We start from the raw sequence: 20,230 nt of genomic DNA on the forward strand, positions 1-20,230 counted from the left end.
CCTTTGAGCTCTCGCCCGTCGAAGGTGAATGTCACTTCCCGACCGTGTTTGTAGTCCAGTATCGGGTGTCTCTGTATCAGTTCCATGCCCACAGCCTCCTTTTTCCTATATAAACCACGCCGCAAAGCCTATTACGAAGCAAACGACCGTCACAGGCAGCGCGTAGATGGATATCTTTATCGGATTGACGTCTTTCATCAGGACGCCGCCAACGATGCCGGCAACGACGAAGGCCGTGAGGTTCGCCGGAGGCAGCGACTGTCCGGCACAGGCGATGTGCGCGCCGCCGAGCGCCGTAAGTACGGGGTCGACATTGAGATTTTTAACAAGTATCTGGCTTAAGAAAGAAAATATGGTATTCTGCGCCGTCGTCTGCGATCCCGTTATCATGCCGACAAGCCCCATCATCATACCGCCGCCCAGTTTCAGAAGGTGTGGAGAAAGGTTCGTCGTGTAAGCCGTTATTTTAGCGATCATGCCCGATGCGTAGAAGGAGCCAAGCATTATACCGGCGCAGACCTGTATGGCCACCGTCTTCCCAACGCCGCTGATGCCGGATTTTAGTACCGATACGCCCTCTTTAAAGACGGCGGGGAAGCAGAAGCTGGCAATGATCGCGGCAATAATCGCCTGATTCGTGCGGCTTGCGCCGCTGAGGTTGAACATGTTCCTCAGTATCGGAATATCTTTGAAGAGTTCCAGAACCGGGTCTATTATTAGCAGCAGCTCTACTTTGAAACCAGTGCGGAGGACCACAATCAGGATGAGTATGCCGAGCGGTATCAGAAGGGGCCATTCTTCGGCGAATATCTGCCCGGCGCGGCGCTCCGGTACCGCCGTCTTTGAGCGCATCTCTTTCGGTATGAAGCGCACCGCGACGAAGGCACCCACCACGACACAAACGCCCACCGTCAGATACCCCAGCTTGAGCACAGGATCGACATCGACCCCGACAAGGCTCGCCGAGAGGAAGAATCCCTGCGTGATCGGAGGCATGAGCGAACCGAGAATGCCGCCCATCATAATGATGGAGCCTATCTTGTCCGGTTCGATGTCCAGGTCGTCCATCGCATTGACCACGAGTATTCCGATAACGGTGCAGGAGGCGATGGCGTCGCCAAGGAGCGAGCCGGCGATGACCAATGTAAGAAAGATAGAGATGATAAGCCCCTTCGGACGTCTCCCCACAGAGGCCTTGAGGCAGCCAAGGACCGTGTCGATGGTACCCAGCTTAACCTGTGTCTGAGCGTAGATGCTGCCGAATATGGAGAGGCCGATGACCCACGCGATGCGCTCGATGCCACTGAGCAGCGCGCCGGGAATAACCTCCGGCGATACCCCGCCCATGGCGAGCGCGGTGGCTGAGCAGAGTAAAAGAGCGAGAATGATGTTGTATTTTTTTATCGCCTTTATCGGAATCAGAACGATGCCAAAGAGTACTATCAACGGTACTATTACAGATAACATTTCAAGACCTCCTTATGATGGGATTTCAGTCTCCTCAGTGTTTTTCAATCTTGCGGTCCACCGCGAAGGGGGTAAGGTCGACTCCTGTGCTGCCGTCAACGACCAGCTCGGCGATTGTCTTTCCGGTGATCGGGGCGTAGGCGATGCCGTCGCCCTCATGCCCCGCCGCGATGAATAACCCTTTGTGTTCCGGCACCGCTCTCATGAAGGCTTTGCCGTCCGGGGTGTAGGGGCGCAGCCCCGCAAATGTGCGTACCGCTCTGATACGCTTCAGGGCGGGAACGATGCGCGCCGCGTGCTGCGTCACCGCACGCACGCCAGCGACCGTCGTGGAACGGTCGGCGCCGACAAATTCACGCGTGCTTCCGATCAGCAGGCCGCCTTCCGCCGTCTGTTCAAGCGCCATGCCGACGCCGAGGCGTATAGATTCGTCGGAGGAGCCCTCCAGAAGTTCCGGATGGTATTTCGCGGCGATATAGCGCGAGCAGAGCATCACATGATAAATCAACGGGTTAACAGGTTCGGTAATGACAAGCTGCCCCCTGCGGGGGATTATTGGCAGCTCGCAGCCGATCTTTGCGAACAGCTCAGGAGCGCCGATGCTGTTGCAGACGACTACGTTATCGGCGTACAGGCTGTCGCCGCCGCATCTTACGCCGATCACGTGCTCCTTGTCCCGTATAAAATCCGTCGCTTTTTTATGTTTTTTGACGCGCAGGCCAAGTCTTTTTGCCGCCGTTATATATCCGTTTACCATGTAGAGAGGGTTTACCTGCGCGTCGCGCGTGCTGATAGTAGCGCCGACGATGTGCTTTGAAAGTGCGGGTTCAACGATTCTCGCTTCATCACCGGAGATGAGCGATACATCAAGTCCAAGATCCTTCTGCTTCGACATAAATATCTTCATCGCCTCGAGCTCCTCTTCGCGCTCGATGATAATCATACCGCCGCAGTGGCTGTAGCCAATATCGTAGTCGAGCTCTTCCGAGAGGGTCCGGTAAAGTATCTCGGAGGCGAGGGCCATCGTCAGGTGCGGCCCGGGGCTCTTGGATTGAAGTATGACGAACCCGTCGCAGGCCGACGAAGCTCCGCAGCCCAGCGTGCCGGCCTCAAGCATCAGAACAGAGGCGCCCTTTTTCGTTAAATTGTAGGCAACAGAGGAACCGATTACACCGGAACCTATTACAATGACATCCGCGTTCTTTTCCATAATGGATAAAACCCTCCCTTAATAATGGTTTTTCATGCCCTTTTCGCGCGCCTTCTCCGCCCAGCCCGGCACGGGGGGGACACACTCGTCTTCCGGAGCGCAGACTATTTCGAGAAATGCGACGCCTTCCTTTGCGAACAGCTCTTTAAGACGTTCGCTGAGACTGTCACCCTCTTCAAGGCGAGCGGCGGGGATTCCGAATCCTTCGACGATCTTCACGTAATCGATATCCGCAAACTCGGTGGCAAACGGCTCATTGCCGTATGCCATATCGTTCGATACACGTATCCAGCCAAAGGAATGGTTGTTGATGAGTATCACCTTTATATTGCCGCCAGTCCTCGCGAGCGTCTCGTACTCTCCCGCGCAGAAGCCGAAGCTGCCGTCTCCCGTGATATGCACGATCGTGCTCTCGGGAGAGGCCTTTGCCGCGCCCATCGCCGCGGCGGTGGCGTATCCAAGGGAGCCCTGCGCGAAGTTGCAGACAAAGTCGCGGCGTCCGCCGCTTGACTTTATGAAACCGGCGGGATAGACGGCGCTGATTCCCGGATCGACAACAAGGATCGAATCCTTCGGCATCTCACTTTCCGTCTCCTTCACGAGCCGCACGGGGTCGCAGGGAACATTCGACATATCAAGCGCGCGCTCTACCGCGAGCGTATAGTCCGCCTTATCTTTTTTGAGCTTCTCAATATTGGCATGGCTGCCGCAGATATAATCCCTGTCGGCGTCAAGCAGCGAGGCGAGCGTGGCTTTCGCGTCGCCGAGCATCGTGACCGTCACGGGGTAGTTGTTGCCAAGCTCGGCCTCGTTGATATCAAGCTGTATCATCGGAACGGCGGCCTCTTTTGCTGGGAACTTCCAGCTCGCGGTACCGGCAGAGTCTGTGCTGGAACCGACGAAGAAAATCAGGTCGGCGTCCCGCATGAGGGCGTTGGCGACGCTGTTTGCGCCACGTGCGCCGACGATGCCTCCGGAATAATCGGAAGATTCACTGATGATTCCCTTTCCGTTGATCGTCGTCAGCACCGCTAGTCCATATTTTTCCGCAGTTTTTTCCACCTCGGCCCAGGCGCCGGACAGCAGCGCCCCCTGCCCGCAGATCATCACGCCGCGTTTTGAAGCGTGAAGAAGTCCGGCCGCGGCGGAGATATCCTCCTGTGAGGCGCGAAAACGCTTGCCGGGACAGGCGGCGAATTCCGGCTGCGCATATAAATCTTTCACTTCGGCATCTTCTTTCAGCACATCCTGCGGGAGACGGATATGCACAGGGCCGGGGCGGCCGCTCGTCGCAAGACGGAAGGCGCGGCGGATGATAAATGGAATATCCGCTGCCTTATATACGTTGAAGGTATCTTTTACAAATGCTTTGAACATGCTGTTCTGGTCCGCTCCGGTAAGCATGTTGTGTTTTTCCCCGTTCAGCGGGATATCGGAGGTGATAACGATAAGCGGGATGGAGGAGCTGTACGCCTCAACGACGCCCGGCAGCATGTGCGGCGCGCCGACGCTGGGCCCCTCGCATACGCCCGGTCTGCCGCTGACCTTTGCGTAGCCGTCTGCCATAAAGACCGCGTTTCTTTCGTCGCGCACCATTACATGTTCTATGCCCTCGAACCGTTTCCACTCGTCGTACCACCCAAGAGTGGTCTCGCCGGGCAGGCCGAAAACATATTCGACCTTGTAAAGCTTTAACATCTCCAAAAGTATCTTTCCGCACTTCATACCATTGCCGCCTCCTTGTTCATCGTTTTTGATTTCTATATTCTATTAATGCTGATCATTAAAGATTAATTATAGCAATCGTCAAATATCTACAACGCGGATTTTTGACAAAAATCACCCCTATTAGCGCACTTTAAGCCTTTATATGCGCCAATATTAACTATTTCTATTAAAAATTATTGTCGTTATTAATTTTATTTCCGCACTCACATTAATCATTGATGAGCAACTATAATATAGATATTATTAGACAACTTGTCAATAGATTCAAAAAATATTTTTTTAAAATTTTCTGTGTAGACTTTTGTTTATAAAAAGATTCAATTAACAGAGCTATTGACGGGAATGCGGACGGAAGATAGCATAATATTCATAATTATGACAATCGTAACGGAGGATAACCGCGTGGCTCTCACTGATCTTGAATACAACCTGCTTGATATAATAGAGGGCAGCGCCTCCCCGCTGGGTTCCAACGCCCTTGCGCTCAAACTGAAGGGACGGGAGATAACCGTAAGCGCGCCGACCGTGGGACGCTGCCTGGCCAGCCTCGAAGAGGCGGGATATCTTATCTCCGTAGAGAACAGAGGCCGGATAATATCGGAAGAGGGAAGGTCCGTACTATATCGCCATCACCTGCAGCAAAACCTCAGCGACGCCACGCAGAATGTCGTCGACATCCTCGGCAGCAGCGGTTCGGCAAACATCCAAAAACTGATAGACGTAGTGACGACAAGACAGGCCCTTGAGCGGAAGGCCGCCTGGCTCGCCGCGAAAAACGCAACGGCGGAAGAGATCACGACGATCTGTACCTATGGTGATATCCTCGACACGCTTCTAAAAGATATCCACGATTCGCACGGCAAGAACCACCAGGCGGCGATGGGGCGGCTCTTTCACGAGACGATCGCCAAGGCGGGCAAAAACGAGGTACTTGCCGCGATGATACATCTCGTCAATCAGGACATCGCGGCCCGAGATTTCCTCGTCGTCCTGCTCGAACAGACAAATTACTCATTCGGCCTCGGCCACGCGGCGATCGCAAGGGCGATAAAAAACAGGGACCCGGAGCTCGCCCGGGCTCTCGCGGAAGAACATACCCAGAAAATTTTAGACGCCCTCAGCCTTTTACTCTAGAGGATAGTCATTCACAGGTCTAACCGGTATTAGTCTAACAAAAAGACAGTGAATACCATTGAAAAATATTTGTTCGCGAACCGCTGCCTCGTCTCCCATTTCCCCTCGCTATTGGCAAAACGGCCTTTCTTTTTATGTTATAATGGCGTGATTACCAATGAAGGGATGTTTTTATCATTAACTCGTCAACATTAAAGGAAGAACAGCACAGGCGCATGGGGAAAGAGCCCATACCGAAGCTCATTCTGAGTTTCGCGCTGCCGGCCATCATCGGCATGATCGCCGGCGCTATTTATAATATAGTCGACCGTATCTTCGTCGGGCGCTACGTCGGTTCGGTAGGGCTCGCCGCGATCACGGTAAGTTTTCCGATGATGATGATGCTGATGGCCTTCACGCTGCTCATCTGTGTCGGCGGCGCCTCCAGGGTCTCGATCCTCTTCGGCGCGAACAAACGGCGCCCCGCGGAACAGGCGCTGACGACGACGTTCGTCCTGTTGGCAATCGTCGGCGCGGCCTCCATCGCCACGAGCTTTTTCGCGACAGACACAATGCTGCGCCTCGCAGGAGGCTCAGGAGAGGTGCTCGAAATGGCGCGCCCCTATCTGCGAATCATCCTGCTCGGAGCGCCCTTCGCGCTCTTCGGCTTCGGCGCTAATTTCCTCGTGCGCGCCAGCGGAAACCCGAAGTACGCAATGTGCACGCAGATAGTCGGCGCGGTGAGCAACGTCCTTTTCGACGCCTTTTTCATCATCACGCTCGATATGGGCGTCGAGGGAGCCGCCTACGGCACCGTGCTCGCGCAGGCCGTCTCCGCGATATTCGGACTCTCCTTCTTCTGGCGCAGGGAGGCCCCGCTGCGCATCCGCGCGCACTTTATCGGGCTGCCGCGCTGGGAGGTCTTTAAGAGGATCTGCGCAGTCGGCAGCGCTCCATTTTTCATGGAGCTCTCTTTTGTCTGCTATATGACGCTGATGAACCAGCTGATCATAAAGTACGGCGGCGACGACGGGCTTTCGGCGATGGGAATATTCCTCAGCCTCGATTCGCTGCTCTTCCTGCCCGCGATGGCCATCGGCGAGGCCTCGCAGCCGATCGTCGGCTATAATTACGGCGCCGGCATGCCGCAGCGCGTGACAAAGGCGATTTACTGCGCCCTCGGCATGGCGGTAGGATTTTATATCATCAGCTTTACCCTCGCGGAGATATTCGCGGAACCTCTGACGCGCCTCTTTACGAACGACCCCGCGCTACTTGCGATCGGCGTCCCCGGGATGCGAGTCGGCTATGTCGGACTTCCCTTTATGGGAGTAACGATCGTCACCAACTCGGCGCTCCAGGGGCTGGGTAAGGGTTTTGCCTCGCTCGTCCTCTCCTTCTGCCGCCATGTGCTCTGTATGTTCATCCCGCTGATAATACTGCCGCGCATCTTTGGGCTGCTGGGAGTCTGGATGTCCTTCCCCTGCGGCGATATCGGCGGATGTGTGATATCCTCCGGCTTCCTCATCTGGATAATACGCTGGCTCAAGAGCCCGGAGGCGCTGGTGGTAAAATAGGCGAAAGTGCCGTCGCCGCATAGGCGAAGGCTAGATAACGACGATCTCTCCGGGCGGGGCGGACAGCAGTTCCGCCTCGCCCTCAGTCGACAGGTACGAGAGGCAGGAGGTAATTTTCGCGCCGTCAGGCAGGGTGACAACGGGATGAATGTTAAAGCGCATGCCGGGCCGGATCGTTATCCTCTCGTCGCCGCTGATCCGCGGCGGCTCCCAGGCGTCCAGTCCCTGCGAGTGGCCTACGCAGGGCGAGGGACCGTCGTTTTTACGGCAATAACCATATTCCGCCAGTACATTCTGCGCGGCGTCTGCAAGCCGTGAGACGGGAACGCCGGGCCTTATGGCGTAAGCTGCCGCCTTCTGCGCCGCCGTTACCGCTCTGTAGGCTTCGACGTATTCGTCTTTAGGCCTGCCCAGGGAGACCAGCTGGGTGATTTCGCTGAAATAACCTCCGCGGCATGAATGCTCAAGCACGACATAGTGATAGTCCCCCTGCCGCCAGCGGCGTGGACGCGCCCTTGAGGCGGCGAGGAAGCCGAGGGCAGGAACTTTCGCGGACGACGTCATCCAATAAAGGTCTTCCGCGCCGTTCTGCAACGCATAGTAAGAGGCGTCGCTGACTGCGTCCAGTTCGCTGCCGCCCGCCGCGATATTTCCAAGATACCGCTTGAGGACAGATTCATTTAATTTTACCGCCTCTTTGATGAGGGCTGTCTCCGCCGGGCTCTTGAGCATCCTCATGCGGTCAAGTACGGCGGTGAGGTTTTTCGTTTTGATACTGCCAAGGCGGCTCTGGAAAGATAGACAGAACGACGCTGATATTCCCCTGCTCCAGGCGGTACCGGCGGTTTTACAGCCGATATCGTTCAGGAAAGATACCACGCAGGCGGCGGGGTCCGCTGCATATTCGCCCTCTGGTATGAGCCTCGCCTCGTCAACGACGCCGAAGGCTTTCGCGTAATCGGCCCCGCAGCCGTCATGCGTAAAGAGCACGACCGGCCCCCGGCGGGGGATCACAAGGTATTCCTCAAAGACCGGAAGGTAATAATTTATCAGATAACGGAATATCCCCCTCGTATCTATCTGCGCCGAGGCGCCGACGCAGAGGGCGTCCACATCCATCTCCGCCATCGTGTAGCGCAGATATTCCTGCCGCTGCCGGATCTCCTCTTTTGTTATATGCATGGCCTACAGCTTCATCCCCATCAGCGCCGGCAGGAAGGTTATCAGCCACGGCATGTAGGTGATCAGCAGCAGGCAGACAAAACCCGCGATGAGAAAGGGCCACACCTTGGCGACGAGGGATTTCATCGTGACGTCGGCGATATTGCAGGCGACAAAAAGGTTCGAGCCGACGGGCGGCGTCACCTGACCAAGGGCAAAGTTCGCCGTCGCGATGACGCCGAAGGCGATCGGAGAATAGTTCATCTCCTTAATGATCGGCAGCAGTATTGGCAGCAGCAGATAAAAACCGGAGGCCGAATCGACAAAGCAGCCCGCGATGACGAAGATGACCGTGATGATAAAGAGCATGACGTTCCGGTCGCTTGTCAGTGAGAGCAAAAGGTCCGTAAGCTCTTTTGTCACCCCTGAGGTGGTAAGTATCCACGTAAAGGCTCCCGCGCAGCCCATGATGAACATGATTATCGCCGAGGAGACGAAGGAATCCACCATGACGGTCCACAGCTCTTTTACCCTTATCTCCCGGTAGACGCAGACTCCCACAAAGAGGCCGTAGACCACCGCCACGCCGGCGGCCTCGGTCGGCGTGAAGATGCCGCCGTAGATACCGCCAAGGATTATCACCGGCATCAAAAGCGCCCAGACGGCGCTCCGAAACGCCTGCCAGCGCGTATGGAGGCTGCATTTTTCCTGCAAGATGAGGTTTTTGTCCTTACGCAGGTAGAGCAGCGCCGCGGCGACGAAGAAGAGGCCGAAGAGCAGCCCCGGGACGATCCCCGCCATGAACATCGTACCAACGGAGACCTCGGCGAGCATCGCGTAGATGATGAAGGGGATGCTCGGCGGGATTATCATGCCGATGCCGCCGGAGGAGGCGACCAGCGCCGTCGCGAAATTTTTGTCATATCCCTGCCTGGACATCGCGGGGATAAGAACGCCTCCGATGGCGGCGACGGTTGCCGGCCCCGAACCGGAAATGGCCGCGAAGAAACAGGCGACGATCACCGTGACGACCACCAGGCCGCCCCGGCGATGCCCCACGCAGGCATTTGCCAGATTGATCAGCCTCTTCGATATCCCAGCGTGATCCATGATCACTCCCGCGAGGATAAAAAAGGGGATCGCCAGCATCGTGTACTTGGCGATCGCCGCATAGAAAACCGTGGGAAAGACCGATATCTTATATCCCATCTGCACGATGCCGGCAAAGGCCGCCAGCCCCATAGAGGCGGCCACCGGCACTCTCAGGATAAGGAGGGAAAAGAATACGCCTATCAGTATCAAGCCCGTCATTTTGTCATCTCTACTTCTCTTCGCCCGCCATCAGCGACCGAATTTCTTCGCATCCCGACGCGGCCGCGCTCAGCAGCGCCGCCGCCGCGCCCAGCGGGACGGCCCATCCCATCACGGCGACCGGTATCTTCATACCCGGCAGTATCTGGTTGTATTTGAGCTGATTCATCACCATGCCGCAGCCGGTCTTCGCGATAAGAAACATCAGAAGCATAGAAGCGCACATCGAGATAACGACGATTATTATCTGAAACTTTCCCGGTATATTGTCCGATAAGATCGTAAGAAGCGTGTGCGCCCGTCGCCTGTAGGCGTACGAGATTCCAAACATACTCACCCATACGAAGAGCAGGACCACAAGCTCCTCCGTATATGAAAAGGGCGTGGTCGGCAAAAGGTAGCGGCAGACCACATTCGCGAAGTTCATAAAGACCATCAGCAGGCCGCCGGCCACCATGATTATCTCTTCAAATTTACTTAACAAAAATACTATCTTTTTCATATGCTTTTATCGCCCCCATATTATATAAATAGAGGGCGGCGCTCCGCCGTAAGGCAGAGGCCGCCCCATTTGAACAAACTAGAATTTATAGCCGAACTGCTTGAATATCTCTTCGCCAAATTCCTTCTTGTAGTCCTTGTATATCGGAGCTACCGCCTTTTTGAAAGCCTGAAGCCCTTCGGGGGAAAGTTCGCTTACCACCTTCACCTTATACTCGCCAAGGCGCTTGCGAAGCTGCAGGTCCTTTTCGCGCGTGACCTTGACCTGATACGCCATCGCCTCTGTGGCGGCCTCCTGGAAGATCTTCTTCTCCTCCGCGGAGAGCCGCTCCCAAAGCTCCGTGCTCACGGAGAAATAGATCGGGTCGTAGGAATAATTCCAAAGCGAGATAAATTTGACCACCTTGAGCGTATTCTGAGTAAACAGCAGGTCGATCGTATTTTCGCAGGCGTCTATCGTACCCTGCTGCAGCGAGGTATAAACCTCCGACTGGTTCATCGTTATGGGATCGGCTCCGATATATTTAAGCAGGTTGACGTGCACGTTGCTTCCCGGCACACGGATCTTGAGCCCCTTCATGTCGGCCGGCTTTTGGATGGGATTGCGGTTATTGACCACCTGACGGTAGCCGTTCTCGCCGATCGCGAGACAGACGACGCCCACTTCGTTGATGACCTTTTTCATGGCCTTTCCGCCCTCGCCCCGCATCGCCGCGTCGACATCCTTATAGGTTGGCAGCAGCCAGGGGAAACAGGGCAGGATGCTCTTCTTCGCTATCGCGGACCAGACGAGGGCGTCCTGCATATGGATATCGGTAACGCCGGTCTGCAGCAGCTCGATTCCCGCCACCTGATTTCCGCCGGAGAGCTCGTCGCTTGGGTAGATCTTAATATCATATTTTGCCGAGGTCTTTTCCTTTATTATGCTCGCAAATTTTTCTGCGCCCTGGTGCCAGGTGCTGCTCCTGGGCGTTGCGTGGCTTAATTTAAGCTCGATACTCTTCGCCGCCGCATACGACGGCGCACCCAGTAGCGACAGCGTCAGCGAGACGACCGCGATTTTGGCCAATAATTTTTTCATGATTTTCCCTCCGCAGAATGTGATATGAATATGCCAATATTATATCTGCTATCGCGTATAAATCAACGCTATAACATATTATATGTACGCTTATTTATATTGATTCTTTCGTTATGACTGTTTAATGTCTATTACATGGCTAAATCATTTGCAGTGTTATTGCGGGAATATAGGGGAGACAGGTCGCAGTCTAAGGTATCGGAGATTTTGGATATATCTCCCGCGTACTATAGCGAGCTTGAACGCGGCAAAAAGGAGCCGTCCTATCGGATATTGATCCAGATTGTGGAGCGTTCGGGACGGGGGCTGGCCTATTGGCTGGACGCGGAGGCTCTGCCGGCGCCCGAAGATGCGGCGCGCCTCTCCTCCGGTACGGCATCCGATGAAAAGATGCGCCCTCTGACGACCCCGGAGATCACGACGATGCTGGGAAGGGTCTGGTACAGCATCGACAGCGCCTCCGCGTTTTCCGGCGCCGACCGCGAGATAATCGCCGATATGCTGGATGCGTGCCGGCGGTCGCTTGACAGGCCCGGCAAAGAAAATATTTAATATACGCACAAAACGACCGGGAGGCCGCCCCAAGATATAGCACAGCCTCCCAGCCGATCATTTATGCAAATCTATTCCCGCTGCGGATAGAATTTTTCAGATATACATAAACCTCAATCTTTATCAATGACCGGCGTCATGATCCTTTTTGCCGGCGTGCCGACATAGGTGCCGCCCGGCCCGAGCTTTTTTACAACGGAGCTGCCCATGCCGATCGTCACGTCGTCAAGTATCGTCGTGTAGGGGCGCACCATGGAACCCAGCCCCAGGAATACGCCGTTGCCCAGCGTGACGCTGTCCGCGATCGCGCTCTTCGGCGCCATGTGGCAGAAGTCGCCGATCCTGCTGTCATGGCCGATGAAGCAGCCGGAATTGATAATGCTCTGCTTGCCGATCACCGCGTCGGATTCGATAATACAGCCGGCGAAGACGACCGTCCCCTCTCCCAGACGTACCGAGCTGTGGACAATCCCCATCGGATGAACGAATACCGGCCAGCAGGCCTCCCTGAACCGCTCGCGTATCTTACGGCGAACCACATTCGAGCCGATCGCGATGACGGCCATCGTCTCCGGCGTGTCGGGCATCTCCGACACCGGCCCTATGATGGGAAGACACCAGAGCGTCCTTCCCCACAGCTCCGGGTTATCGTCGTAGATACCCGCACACTCCACGCCGCAGGCTTCGAGCGTCGAGAGCACTACTTTTGCGTGGTCTCCGGCACCGATAAGAAAAACCTTATCTCTCTTCTCCATCATTACCACCCTTTCCTTTACTTATTTATATATCTACGATATATTTATTGTATCCTAATTCTTTATAAAGTAAAATAAAAACCACGGAATCCAGTCATATCATGATATAATTTGTATATCATACCAGACTTGCGCTTCCACTATTTTTACGGAGCCATCGGAGGGGTATCTTTGCGTCGACTCATTGTAAAACTCATACTGCGCCTTTTCTTCCGAGTAAAGGTAAAGGGCTGGGAAAACTGGGAAAATGCCGGCGAAGGCGTCCTTATCGCGCCAAATTACGTTTCGTTCATCGATCCGCTGATTCTTGCCGCTTTCCTGCCGGAGAAGGTCCCGTTCGCCATTGAGCGGCGTCTGACGAAAAAACGCTTCGCCGGACTCTTTCTGCCGATAGCCGACACCCATATACTGGACGCGGACGCTCCGCTCTCGCTCAAATATTTCCTTAACCTGCTGAAAAACGGCGGACGCTGCGTCATCTTCCCCGAACTGCAGCCCACCACCATCGGCAACCCTATGAAGGTTTCGCAGGGAGTCGCGATGATCGCCGACCACACCAAGGCAAAGATCCTGCCGATACATATCAAGGGCACGGAGCGCACGCCCTTCTCACGCATCCAGCACAAATGCGGGGTGCGATTCTTCTCCGAGGTGACGATAACCGTATTCCCCGTTCAGAATCTCAATATCCCCGAGGGACTGACGGGGTCCAAGCGCAACGCAGCCGCCGGACGAGCGCTGGAGTGCATCATGGACGAGGCCTCCCTCGCGGCGCGCCGGAAACGGAAACCCTTCTGGGACATCCTGCTTGACGCGCGCCGGGAATTCGGCGGCAACGTGCGGATCTTCAGCGACGCCGGAGCCAAACCCGTCACCTATAACGGCTTCATTACGCGCATCCTCCTGATAGAGGAGGCGCTGCGCCGGCAGAACCTTGAGGGAGACAATATCGGCGTGCTGCTGCCGACCTCGCTCGGCGGCGTAATTTCGATGTACGCGCTGCAAAAAATCGACAAGGTGCCGGCGATGCTTAACTTCTCGCTCGGCCCCCGCTCTCTTGTCAACTGCTGCCGTACCGCCCGCATCAGGACGGTCGTTTCGTCGCGCAGGTTTATCGAACTCGGCAAATTGGAGGCGCTCTCACAGGCGATAGAGGAGGCCGGTATCCGCATATTCTGGCTTGAAGACGCGGCACCGCTGATCACGGCCGGCAAAAAACTCTCCGCCGCGCTGCGCACCTTCTTCCTGCGCTCAAACCCCGTAAGCCCCGAGGCGGAAGAAAAACCGGCGGTGATCCTCTTCACCTCCGGCTCGGAGGGAGCGCCCAAGGGCGTGGTCCTCAGTTATAAAAACCTCAACACAAACCACGCGCAGATGTTCACGCGCGTTGACTTCTACCGCTCGGACCGCGTCCTCAACGCGATGCCGATCTTCCACTCCTTCGGGCTCTGCGGCGTATTCATGCCCGTATCGCTGGGTTTCTTTGTCTATCTCTATCCGTCGCCGCTGCACTATAAGACGATCGCCGCCATCTGTTACGACGAACGTATAACGCTGCTTTTCGCCACGGACACCTTCCTCGCCGGCTACGCGAAGGCCGCGAGCGATAACTATGACTTCGCGACGATGCGTCTTCTCGTGCAGGGCGGGGAAAAGCTCAGAACTTCGACCCAGCAGACCTGGTTCGAGCGCTTCAACGTCCGGATCACCGAGGGCTACGGCGTCACCGAGGCCTCGCCGGTCGTCGCGAACAACTACTACGCGCACCATAAGACCGGCACCGTCGGGACGATCGTCGCGGGGTTACAGTACCGCCTCGAACCGGTCGACGGAGTACATGACGGAGGCCGCCTCTGGCTGAAGGGCGACAATATAATGCTCGGTTATTTGAGAATCTCAAACCCCGGCGTCCTGGAGCCGCCCAAGGATGGCTGGTATGACACCGGCGACATCGTTCACATCGACGACGAGGGGTACGTGACTATTCTCGGGCGCGCGAAGCGCTTCGCTAAGATCGGCGGAGAGATGATATCGCTCGCCGCCGTCGAAGAGGCGATCTATGAGATATGGCCCGAGGAACAACACGCCGTCACGATGATGCACGGCGCGAACCGCGAGACCCTGACGGCGGTGACTACAAGAGCCGACATGAAACGCGACGACCTGCGCCAGAAACTTTCCGACCTCGGCATGGCGGAAATCGCGATCCCCAAGAAGCTCATCCACATGGAGACGATCCCCCTGCTCGGCAACGGCAAGACAAGCTATGTCGAACTTGACGAAATGCTCAAGAACATGAGCTCCGAGGAGTAGCGTGGCTCTGATAAAGCAGGATGAAAAACCTGAAATAACTGCGAATTTGCGTGGAGGAATCGGCGAGGCAAGGATATTCGCCTCGCCGATTCCTCCCTCTTGTGGCCCGCTGACGTTTGCCTCCCGTATCGAGCTAGCGCCCGGAGCCAGCATCGGACTGCACCGCCATGATGATGACGAAGAGGTCTACGCCGTCATCTCTGGAGAGGGTGTTTACATTTATGACGGTGACGAATGTCCCGCCCGTGCAGGGGATATTTTTACAACAAAAAAGGGAATGTCCCACGCACTGAAAAACTGCGGCGGCGTGCCGCTCATATTTTTCGCGGTGGTAGCAAAATAATCATATAGTTTTGCCATTCTTTAATTAATATATTTTTATTCCTTATTTTTTCAAGCATATCCGATCTTTTACCGATGGAATTTCTTGCAATTGAACAAAATTTATTTAATTGGTTATTGACACTTTTTCTTATAGTACTATCATTGCATAGATAAATTATTTTTGTACTGGAGGAACTTTTAAAAATGGTAAAGAAATTGGCTCTGGTATTATCTATCGCTCTAATAGCAACGGCTCTGTTTACCTCATCAGGATTTGCTTCTACTACGATCAAGATCGGGCATGTCCTTAATACCGATCACTCCTGGCATAGGAACCTTACCGGGTTTGCAAACGACGTGAAGAAGGAGACTGATGGACGTGTCGTTATCCAGCTCTACCCAAGCGGACAGCTCGGCAATGAGAAGGACATGGTGGAGGGACTCACCTTCGGCACGGTAGACGGCGAACTTATCGGCGGCGGATCTTTCCAGTCGATCGACCCGAAGTTTGGTATCGAGGCTCTTCCATACGCCTGGCCAACACACGAGGCCGCCTATAAGGCATTCGACGGCAAGCTCGGTAAATACCTATTCGATCTCCTCGGCCAGAAAGGTATCGTTGGCCTCGCTTGGTGGGAAAATGGGTTTCGACACATAACGAACAACAAAAAACCCATCGTGAAACCTGAAGACCTCAAGGGACTCAAGATCCGCGTCACCCCAGACAAGATGCGCCTCGACACCTTCAAGCTCCTTGGCGCCGCTCCGATGGCAATAAATTTTGGAGAGCTCTATTCAGCGTTGCAGCAGGGGGTTGTAGACGGACAGGAGAACCCCTACGCGATAATCTACTCCAACGCTTTCAACGAAGTACAGAAATATCTTTCAAAATCGGGGCATATCTGGGGTTCGGCGGTGCTGTGCATAAACAGCGATGTCTGGAACAAGCTATCCGCGAAGGATAAGGAGACCGTTAAAAAGCTCGCGCAGAAATGGTGTGTCGCGCAGCGCAAAGAGACTATAAAGGAAGAGAACGAGTTCCTCGGCAAGCTCAAGGCAAAGGGCATGGAGATCAACGATGTCGATAAAACAGCTTTCCAGAAGGCGGTACAACCGGTATGGAAAAGCTACGAGAGCACCTTCGGCAAAGATTTGATGGATATCGTGCGCGAATACGGAAAATAGACCTATGTCTCAAAAGAATAATGATTTTCTCAAGAGGGCTTATCGCCCTCTTGAGCTTTTACTCATATTGTCGGTGATCGTCGTCTTCACCGTGGTGCTCGTTGAGGTTGTCTCGCGCTATATATTCCACCAGTCGATCGCTTGGGGCGCGGAGGTCTGCCAAACGCTGCTGGTGTGGATGACATTCATCGGCGCGGCAGTGGCGTTGGTGGGCGGTGAGCACATGGAGATCAACGTAGCTATGGATAGGACAAGGTCGCCTATGATAAAAAAAATCCTCCTGCTTCTAGGCAATCTTGCCATACTGCTCTTTCTCGCCTGCGGCATAGCCGGCGGCGTACGCCTCGTACAGAGGACCTGGAGCATGACGACAACAACCTTGCAGATTCCCGCCGGGATACTCTATATGGCTTTTCCTATCGGCTGCTTGCTGATGATGATCGTTATCCTGCGCAATATAGTCCAGCTCTTCGGCAGGGAGGGGTAAAAGATGTTTATCCTCGCCTCGGTACTTATTATCGGCATCCTTATTGCCGTACCAATATCATATTCGATCGCCATTTCAGGAACCCTTTATCTGCTTTTTGAATCAACACTGCCGGTGTTGGTGATCGCCCAGCGCATGGTGGTAGGGTCAGATTCCTTCACACTGCTCGCGATCCCGCTTTTTTTACTCGCCGGCGCGCTGATGGCGGAGGGAGATATTACGCCACGCATCATGCGTTTCGCATCCAGTATGGTCGGACACATTCGCGGCGGTATGGCGATGGTCATGGTCGTCTCCTGCATGTTCTTCGGCGCGATATCCGGTTCCGGCGTGGCTGACGTCGCAGCGATCGGCTCAATAATGCTGCCGGCGATGAAGGAACAAAAATACCGTCCGGCTTTCAGCGCTTCGCTGCTCGGCTGCGGCGGCGCGCTGGCCACGATAATACCCCCAAGCATCGTCATGGTCATCCTCGGCGTTACGATGGGAACTTCGATAGGAAAACTCTTTATCGCAGGTTTCATTCCTGGCATCATGGCGGGAGGTTCGTTGATGGCGATATCATATTACTTCGCCGCCAAGGAAAATTATCCCCGCCTGCCAAAGGCCGACGCGCGCGAAAAGTGGGAGGCCTTTAAGGGCGCCTTCCTGCCAATGGTCACACCGGCGATAATAATCGTTGGCATCCTGCAGGGGATATTCACCGCGACGGAAGCCGGCGGCGTAGCCGCTTTCTACGCTCTGATACTTTCAAAATATGTCTATCATAAACTGTCATGGCGGCGTTTCTTCGAGATATGCCTGGAGGTGGCAAAGACGAGTGCCGTCGTACTCTTCATCATCTCCGCAGCAAGCCTCTTCGGCTGGATACTCACATCGCAGGACATCCCGCAAAAGATAGCGGCTGCCATTCTCAGCATTTCAAACAATTACTGGATGGTGCTGATCTTCTTCAACCTCATGCTTCTGGTGCTGGGCACCTTTATGGAGACAACGGCGATCATCCTCATCGTGATCCCCATCTTCATGCCGATCATGACGCAAATAGGCGTTGACCCCATACACCTCGGCGTGATGGTCTGCCTGAATATGGCGATCGGCGCCAACACGCCGCCGCTTGGAGTGGATCTTATGACGGCCTGCAAGGTCGCGGATATCGCCTACGAAGACTCCTTCCGCTATATATTTTTCTTCCTCACCGCGATGACCATCGTGTTGATATTGATCATCGCCTTTCCCGCGCTGTCGACATGGCTGCCGAACATGGTGGTATCTTCCGGAGCATAACGGTAAACAACAGTAAGGATAACATTTCAAACGGACCGGTATGAAACAATCCGGCCCGTTTTATATTTATTATTGCAATAGATATATTCATTCCAATCTCTATTAAAGTTATTTTTCACTATTTAAAAATAACGTCCTCACTATTGACATACCTCCCTGTCGGTATGTACAATTTTCTAGTCTGTCATCCATATAAACAGGAGGTGAAAGGATGCGAAGAACGAAGGCGGCGGCGCTTGAGACTAGGGCAAAGATTTTGGAGTCGGCACTTGATATTTTCAGTGAAAAGAGCTTCTCAAACACCTCCCTCACCGAGATAGCGGCAAACGTGGGCCTGACTAAGGGCGCGCTCTACTGGCATTTCAGGAATAAGAACGATCTGCTGCTGCAGCTCATGGAAGAGATCTGCAATCACGCGGGAGATGAGGTAAAAAAGCTCTTCAACACCCCCGATTCGGCCGGTAAGCTACGGAAGTATTACAAAAATTCCCTGGCCGTTCTGTTGGAAAACGACCGCAATAAGAAGATCCACAAGATCATGACAAAGAGGGACGAGTGGCCGGAAGATATCCAGCAGAGCGTACAGCGAATCATAAAGGATTCGATCAAGCGGGAAAGGCTCATGGTGGAAAAATTCATCAGCAAGGGACAGGAGGAGGGCCGTTTCCGGAAAGATATCTCGTCGGTGGTGGTAGCGGTGCTCATCAGCTCCATCTTCCACGGACTATGTGTGATGCAGCTTTCAGGCCTGTTGCCGGAAGAATTTCCGCAATATACCGATATACTATTTGATGCCTTTGCGAAAGAATTAAACGCAAAATAATAATAAAATCGCTATAATTAGCCCTGTCTTTCAGGTCAGCACTAATCGAAAGGATTTTTAAGAAAGAGAAGGTGCATATAGAAAATGCAAAACTCGGAAGAAAAGAGGAATATTGAGTTGAACAGCAAACAAAAATCAGGCTGGATCAAAATAGCGGTCATCATTGTAGTGATCGCAGCGGCCTTTTATGGCTATAAGGCATGGAACGGTGAGAAAAGGGTGCAGCCGCAGGCAACGCAGGCATCGGAGCCGCTCGTCATCGTAAAACCCGTGGAGAAGGCCGACTCCTCGTCGCAGCCCTCCGAGTATGTGGGGCGCGTCGAAGCGATCCAGTCCGTTCAGGTAAAGCCACAGATTTCGGGTGAAATAGCGAAGGTATGTTTCAAAGAGGGTTCTATCGTGAAGGCGGGACAGCTGCTCTTTCAGATAGACCCCGCCCAGTACCAGGCTACCGTCGCGCTGCGTAAGGCAGAGCTGGAACAGGCCAACGCCAACCTTGACGCCGCAGAGAAATATTACGCTCGCGTCCAGGCGGCGGAGACCCGCGCTGTTTCGGCGGCGGAGCGCGATACGGCGGAGAGCAACGTGCTGCAGGGACGCGCGGCCGTCTCCCAGGCAAAGGCCAACCTTCGCCTCGCGGAGATAAACCTCGGCTATACGCGCATAACCTCCCCGATAACCGGTAAGATCGGCATCGCCAAACTTACCAAGGGCAACTACGTGACCCCCGCGAGCGGCGCGCTGGCCACGATCGTCCAGATGAACCCCGTGCGCGTCTCCTATTCGCTGCCTGACAGAGATTATCTCGACCAGCTCGAACTCTTCAAGAAAGAGGGCTCCGTATATAAGACTAAGCTGATACTCAGCAACGGCACCGAGCTCGACGTCCCCGGACAGCGCGACTTTGAGGACAACACCGTGGACCAGATGACGGGAACTGTCATGATGCGCCTGCGCTTTACAAACGACGGCGGCATGCTCATCCCCGGAGAGATGGTGCGTGTATTCACGCAGCCGGTCAAGAGCCATATCGTCAACGTTATTCCCCAGACTGCCGTTATGGCGGATGAAGAGGGAGACTACGTGTACGTGGTGGAGGCCGACAACACGGCCCATATCGTCAGGGTCAAACTCGGACGTGAGATGGGTTCGCTGCGCGAAGTCACTAGCGGCCTTAAAGACGGACAAAATGTGGTAACCGCCGGACTGCAGAACCTGCGCCCCGGCATGAAGGTAAGGATCGACACCTCAGCGTCGGCCAACGTCTACGACTCCAACAGCGCGCTTGACGCCACATCCGGAGCGGAAATCGTGACCTCGGGCGACAGCGGCGCTGCGAAAGAGGCAAAATAGAT

The 20,230-nt window shown here is 54.6% G+C and carries 18 protein-coding genes; 10 read left to right on the top strand and 8 right to left on the bottom strand.

Going from position 1 to position 20,230, the window contains the following annotated elements; translation table 11 throughout:
* Positions 1–105: 105 nt before the first annotated feature.
* Genes LIO98_RS13970 through LIO98_RS13980 form a run of 3 tightly spaced genes read right to left on the bottom strand, consistent with a single transcriptional unit; the run spans position 106 to position 4,402 of the window.
* Positions 106–1,467 carry a TRAP transporter large permease subunit gene (locus LIO98_RS13970; protein ID WP_291958496.1) on the bottom strand — a complete coding sequence of 454 codons (1,362 nt, stop codon included), beginning with the start codon at positions 1,465–1,467 and terminating at the stop codon, positions 106–108.
* A 34-nt stretch (positions 1,468–1,501) separates the two neighbouring features.
* Positions 1,502–2,677 (bottom strand): FAD-binding oxidoreductase, encoded by a 1,176-nt coding sequence (locus LIO98_RS13975; RefSeq protein WP_291958499.1) that lies wholly within the window; start codon positions 2,675–2,677, stop codon positions 1,502–1,504.
* A gap of 18 nt (positions 2,678–2,695) precedes the next feature.
* On the bottom strand, positions 2,696–4,402 hold the full coding sequence (locus tag LIO98_RS13980) for a thiamine pyrophosphate-binding protein (protein ID WP_291958502.1): 1,707 nt from the start codon (positions 4,400–4,402) through the stop codon (positions 2,696–2,698).
* A gap of 378 nt (positions 4,403–4,780) precedes the next feature.
* Here LIO98_RS13980 and LIO98_RS13985 point away from each other — a divergent pair, with 378 nt between their 5' ends.
* Both LIO98_RS13985 and LIO98_RS13990 read left to right on the top strand, forming a co-directional pair.
* Positions 4,781–5,539: an FCD domain-containing protein gene (locus tag LIO98_RS13985; protein WP_291958505.1), complete on the top strand. Its 759-nt coding sequence runs from the start codon at positions 4,781–4,783 to the stop codon at positions 5,537–5,539.
* A gap of 215 nt (positions 5,540–5,754) precedes the next feature.
* Entirely contained in the window at positions 5,755–7,095 is a 1,341-nt protein-coding gene (locus LIO98_RS13990) for an MATE family efflux transporter (RefSeq protein ID WP_291958508.1), read from the top strand.
* Between the two features lie 30 nt (positions 7,096–7,125).
* On the opposite strand, the gene LIO98_RS13995 is transcribed toward LIO98_RS13990, so the two are convergent.
* The 4 genes from LIO98_RS13995 to LIO98_RS14010 all read right to left on the bottom strand — a co-directional run bounded on the left by LIO98_RS13995 (position 7,126) and on the right by LIO98_RS14010 (position 11,149).
* Positions 7,126–8,277, bottom strand: a complete 1,152-nt coding sequence (locus LIO98_RS13995) for a M24 family metallopeptidase (protein ID WP_291958511.1) — start codon at positions 8,275–8,277, stop codon at positions 7,126–7,128.
* 3 nt (positions 8,278–8,280) lie between these two features.
* Positions 8,281–9,567, bottom strand: coding sequence for a TRAP transporter large permease (locus LIO98_RS14000; protein ID WP_291958514.1), 1,287 nt, complete (start codon positions 9,565–9,567; stop codon positions 8,281–8,283).
* Positions 9,568–9,577: 10 nt separating this feature from the next.
* The gene (locus LIO98_RS14005) at positions 9,578–10,069 is read right to left on the bottom strand and encodes a TRAP transporter small permease subunit (RefSeq protein ID WP_291958517.1); all 492 of its coding nucleotides are present in this window, start codon (positions 10,067–10,069) and stop codon (positions 9,578–9,580) included.
* Positions 10,070–10,147: 78 nt separating this feature from the next.
* Entirely contained in the window at positions 10,148–11,149 is a 1,002-nt protein-coding gene (locus LIO98_RS14010) for a DctP family TRAP transporter solute-binding subunit (RefSeq protein ID WP_291958519.1), read from the bottom strand.
* 135 nt (positions 11,150–11,284) lie between these two features.
* Between LIO98_RS14010 and LIO98_RS14015 the strand changes: the two genes are divergently transcribed.
* Complete coding sequence (locus tag LIO98_RS14015; protein ID WP_291958522.1) at positions 11,285–11,701, top strand: helix-turn-helix transcriptional regulator; 417 nt, start codon at positions 11,285–11,287, stop codon at positions 11,699–11,701.
* Positions 11,702–11,814: 113 nt separating this feature from the next.
* Here the strand turns inward: LIO98_RS14015 and LIO98_RS14020 are convergent, their stop codons facing one another.
* Entirely contained in the window at positions 11,815–12,459 is a 645-nt protein-coding gene (locus LIO98_RS14020) for an acetyltransferase (RefSeq protein WP_291958525.1), read from the bottom strand.
* A gap of 168 nt (positions 12,460–12,627) precedes the next feature.
* Here LIO98_RS14020 and LIO98_RS14025 point away from each other — a divergent pair, with 168 nt between their 5' ends.
* The 7 genes from LIO98_RS14025 to LIO98_RS14055 all read left to right on the top strand — a co-directional run bounded on the left by LIO98_RS14025 (position 12,628) and on the right by LIO98_RS14055 (position 20,228).
* Positions 12,628–14,769, top strand: a complete 2,142-nt coding sequence (locus LIO98_RS14025; protein ID WP_291958528.1) for an AMP-binding protein — start codon at positions 12,628–12,630, stop codon at positions 14,767–14,769.
* Positions 14,770–14,815: 46 nt separating this feature from the next.
* A complete protein-coding gene (locus LIO98_RS14030) occupies positions 14,816–15,112 on the top strand; it encodes a cupin domain-containing protein (protein ID WP_291958531.1) in 297 nt (98 codons plus the stop codon).
* Positions 15,113–15,297: 185 nt separating this feature from the next.
* Positions 15,298–16,278 carry a DctP family TRAP transporter solute-binding subunit gene (locus tag LIO98_RS14035; RefSeq protein WP_291958533.1) on the top strand — a complete coding sequence of 327 codons (981 nt, stop codon included), beginning with the start codon at positions 15,298–15,300 and terminating at the stop codon, positions 16,276–16,278.
* Between the two features lie 4 nt (positions 16,279–16,282).
* A complete protein-coding gene (locus tag LIO98_RS14040) occupies positions 16,283–16,765 on the top strand; it encodes a TRAP transporter small permease (protein ID WP_291958536.1) in 483 nt (160 codons plus the stop codon).
* 3 nt (positions 16,766–16,768) lie between these two features.
* Complete coding sequence (locus tag LIO98_RS14045; protein WP_291958539.1) at positions 16,769–18,052, top strand: TRAP transporter large permease; 1,284 nt, start codon at positions 16,769–16,771, stop codon at positions 18,050–18,052.
* Between the two features lie 211 nt (positions 18,053–18,263).
* The gene (locus LIO98_RS14050; RefSeq protein WP_291958542.1) at positions 18,264–18,875 is read left to right on the top strand and encodes a TetR family transcriptional regulator; all 612 of its coding nucleotides are present in this window, start codon (positions 18,264–18,266) and stop codon (positions 18,873–18,875) included.
* A 117-nt stretch (positions 18,876–18,992) separates the two neighbouring features.
* Positions 18,993–20,228: an efflux RND transporter periplasmic adaptor subunit gene (locus LIO98_RS14055; RefSeq protein WP_291958545.1), complete on the top strand. Its 1,236-nt coding sequence runs from the start codon at positions 18,993–18,995 to the stop codon at positions 20,226–20,228.
* The last annotated feature ends 2 nt before the right edge of the window (positions 20,229–20,230 follow it).

Origin of the sequence: Cloacibacillus sp. (assembly GCF_020860125.1) — a bacterium.
In the GTDB taxonomy this organism is placed as follows: domain Bacteria; phylum Synergistota; class Synergistia; order Synergistales; family Synergistaceae; genus Cloacibacillus.

Coding starts and splice junctions, on each gene's coding strand:
- LIO98_RS13980 (WP_291958502.1), bottom strand. CDS start 4,402: ATGAAGTGCGGAAAGATACTTTTGGAGATGTTAAAGCTTTACAAGGTC.
- LIO98_RS13975 (WP_291958499.1), bottom strand. CDS start 2,677: ATGGAAAAGAACGCGGATGTCATTGTAATAGGTTCCGGTGTAATCGGT.
- LIO98_RS13990 (WP_291958508.1), top strand. CDS start 5,755: ATGGGGAAAGAGCCCATACCGAAGCTCATTCTGAGTTTCGCGCTGCCG.
- LIO98_RS14040 (WP_291958536.1), top strand. CDS start 16,283: ATGTCTCAAAAGAATAATGATTTTCTCAAGAGGGCTTATCGCCCTCTT.
- LIO98_RS13985 (WP_291958505.1), top strand. CDS start 4,781: ATGACAATCGTAACGGAGGATAACCGCGTGGCTCTCACTGATCTTGAA.
- LIO98_RS14015 (WP_291958522.1), top strand. CDS start 11,285: ATGGCTAAATCATTTGCAGTGTTATTGCGGGAATATAGGGGAGACAGG.
- LIO98_RS13995 (WP_291958511.1), bottom strand. CDS start 8,277: ATGCATATAACAAAAGAGGAGATCCGGCAGCGGCAGGAATATCTGCGC.
- LIO98_RS14050 (WP_291958542.1), top strand. CDS start 18,264: ATGCGAAGAACGAAGGCGGCGGCGCTTGAGACTAGGGCAAAGATTTTG.
- LIO98_RS14010 (WP_291958519.1), bottom strand. CDS start 11,149: ATGAAAAAATTATTGGCCAAAATCGCGGTCGTCTCGCTGACGCTGTCG.
- LIO98_RS14000 (WP_291958514.1), bottom strand. CDS start 9,567: ATGACGGGCTTGATACTGATAGGCGTATTCTTTTCCCTCCTTATCCTG.
- LIO98_RS14020 (WP_291958525.1), bottom strand. CDS start 12,459: ATGATGGAGAAGAGAGATAAGGTTTTTCTTATCGGTGCCGGAGACCAC.
- LIO98_RS14005 (WP_291958517.1), bottom strand. CDS start 10,069: ATGAAAAAGATAGTATTTTTGTTAAGTAAATTTGAAGAGATAATCATG.
- LIO98_RS14035 (WP_291958533.1), top strand. CDS start 15,298: ATGGTAAAGAAATTGGCTCTGGTATTATCTATCGCTCTAATAGCAACG.
- LIO98_RS13970 (WP_291958496.1), bottom strand. CDS start 1,467: ATGTTATCTGTAATAGTACCGTTGATAGTACTCTTTGGCATCGTTCTG.
- LIO98_RS14045 (WP_291958539.1), top strand. CDS start 16,769: ATGTTTATCCTCGCCTCGGTACTTATTATCGGCATCCTTATTGCCGTA.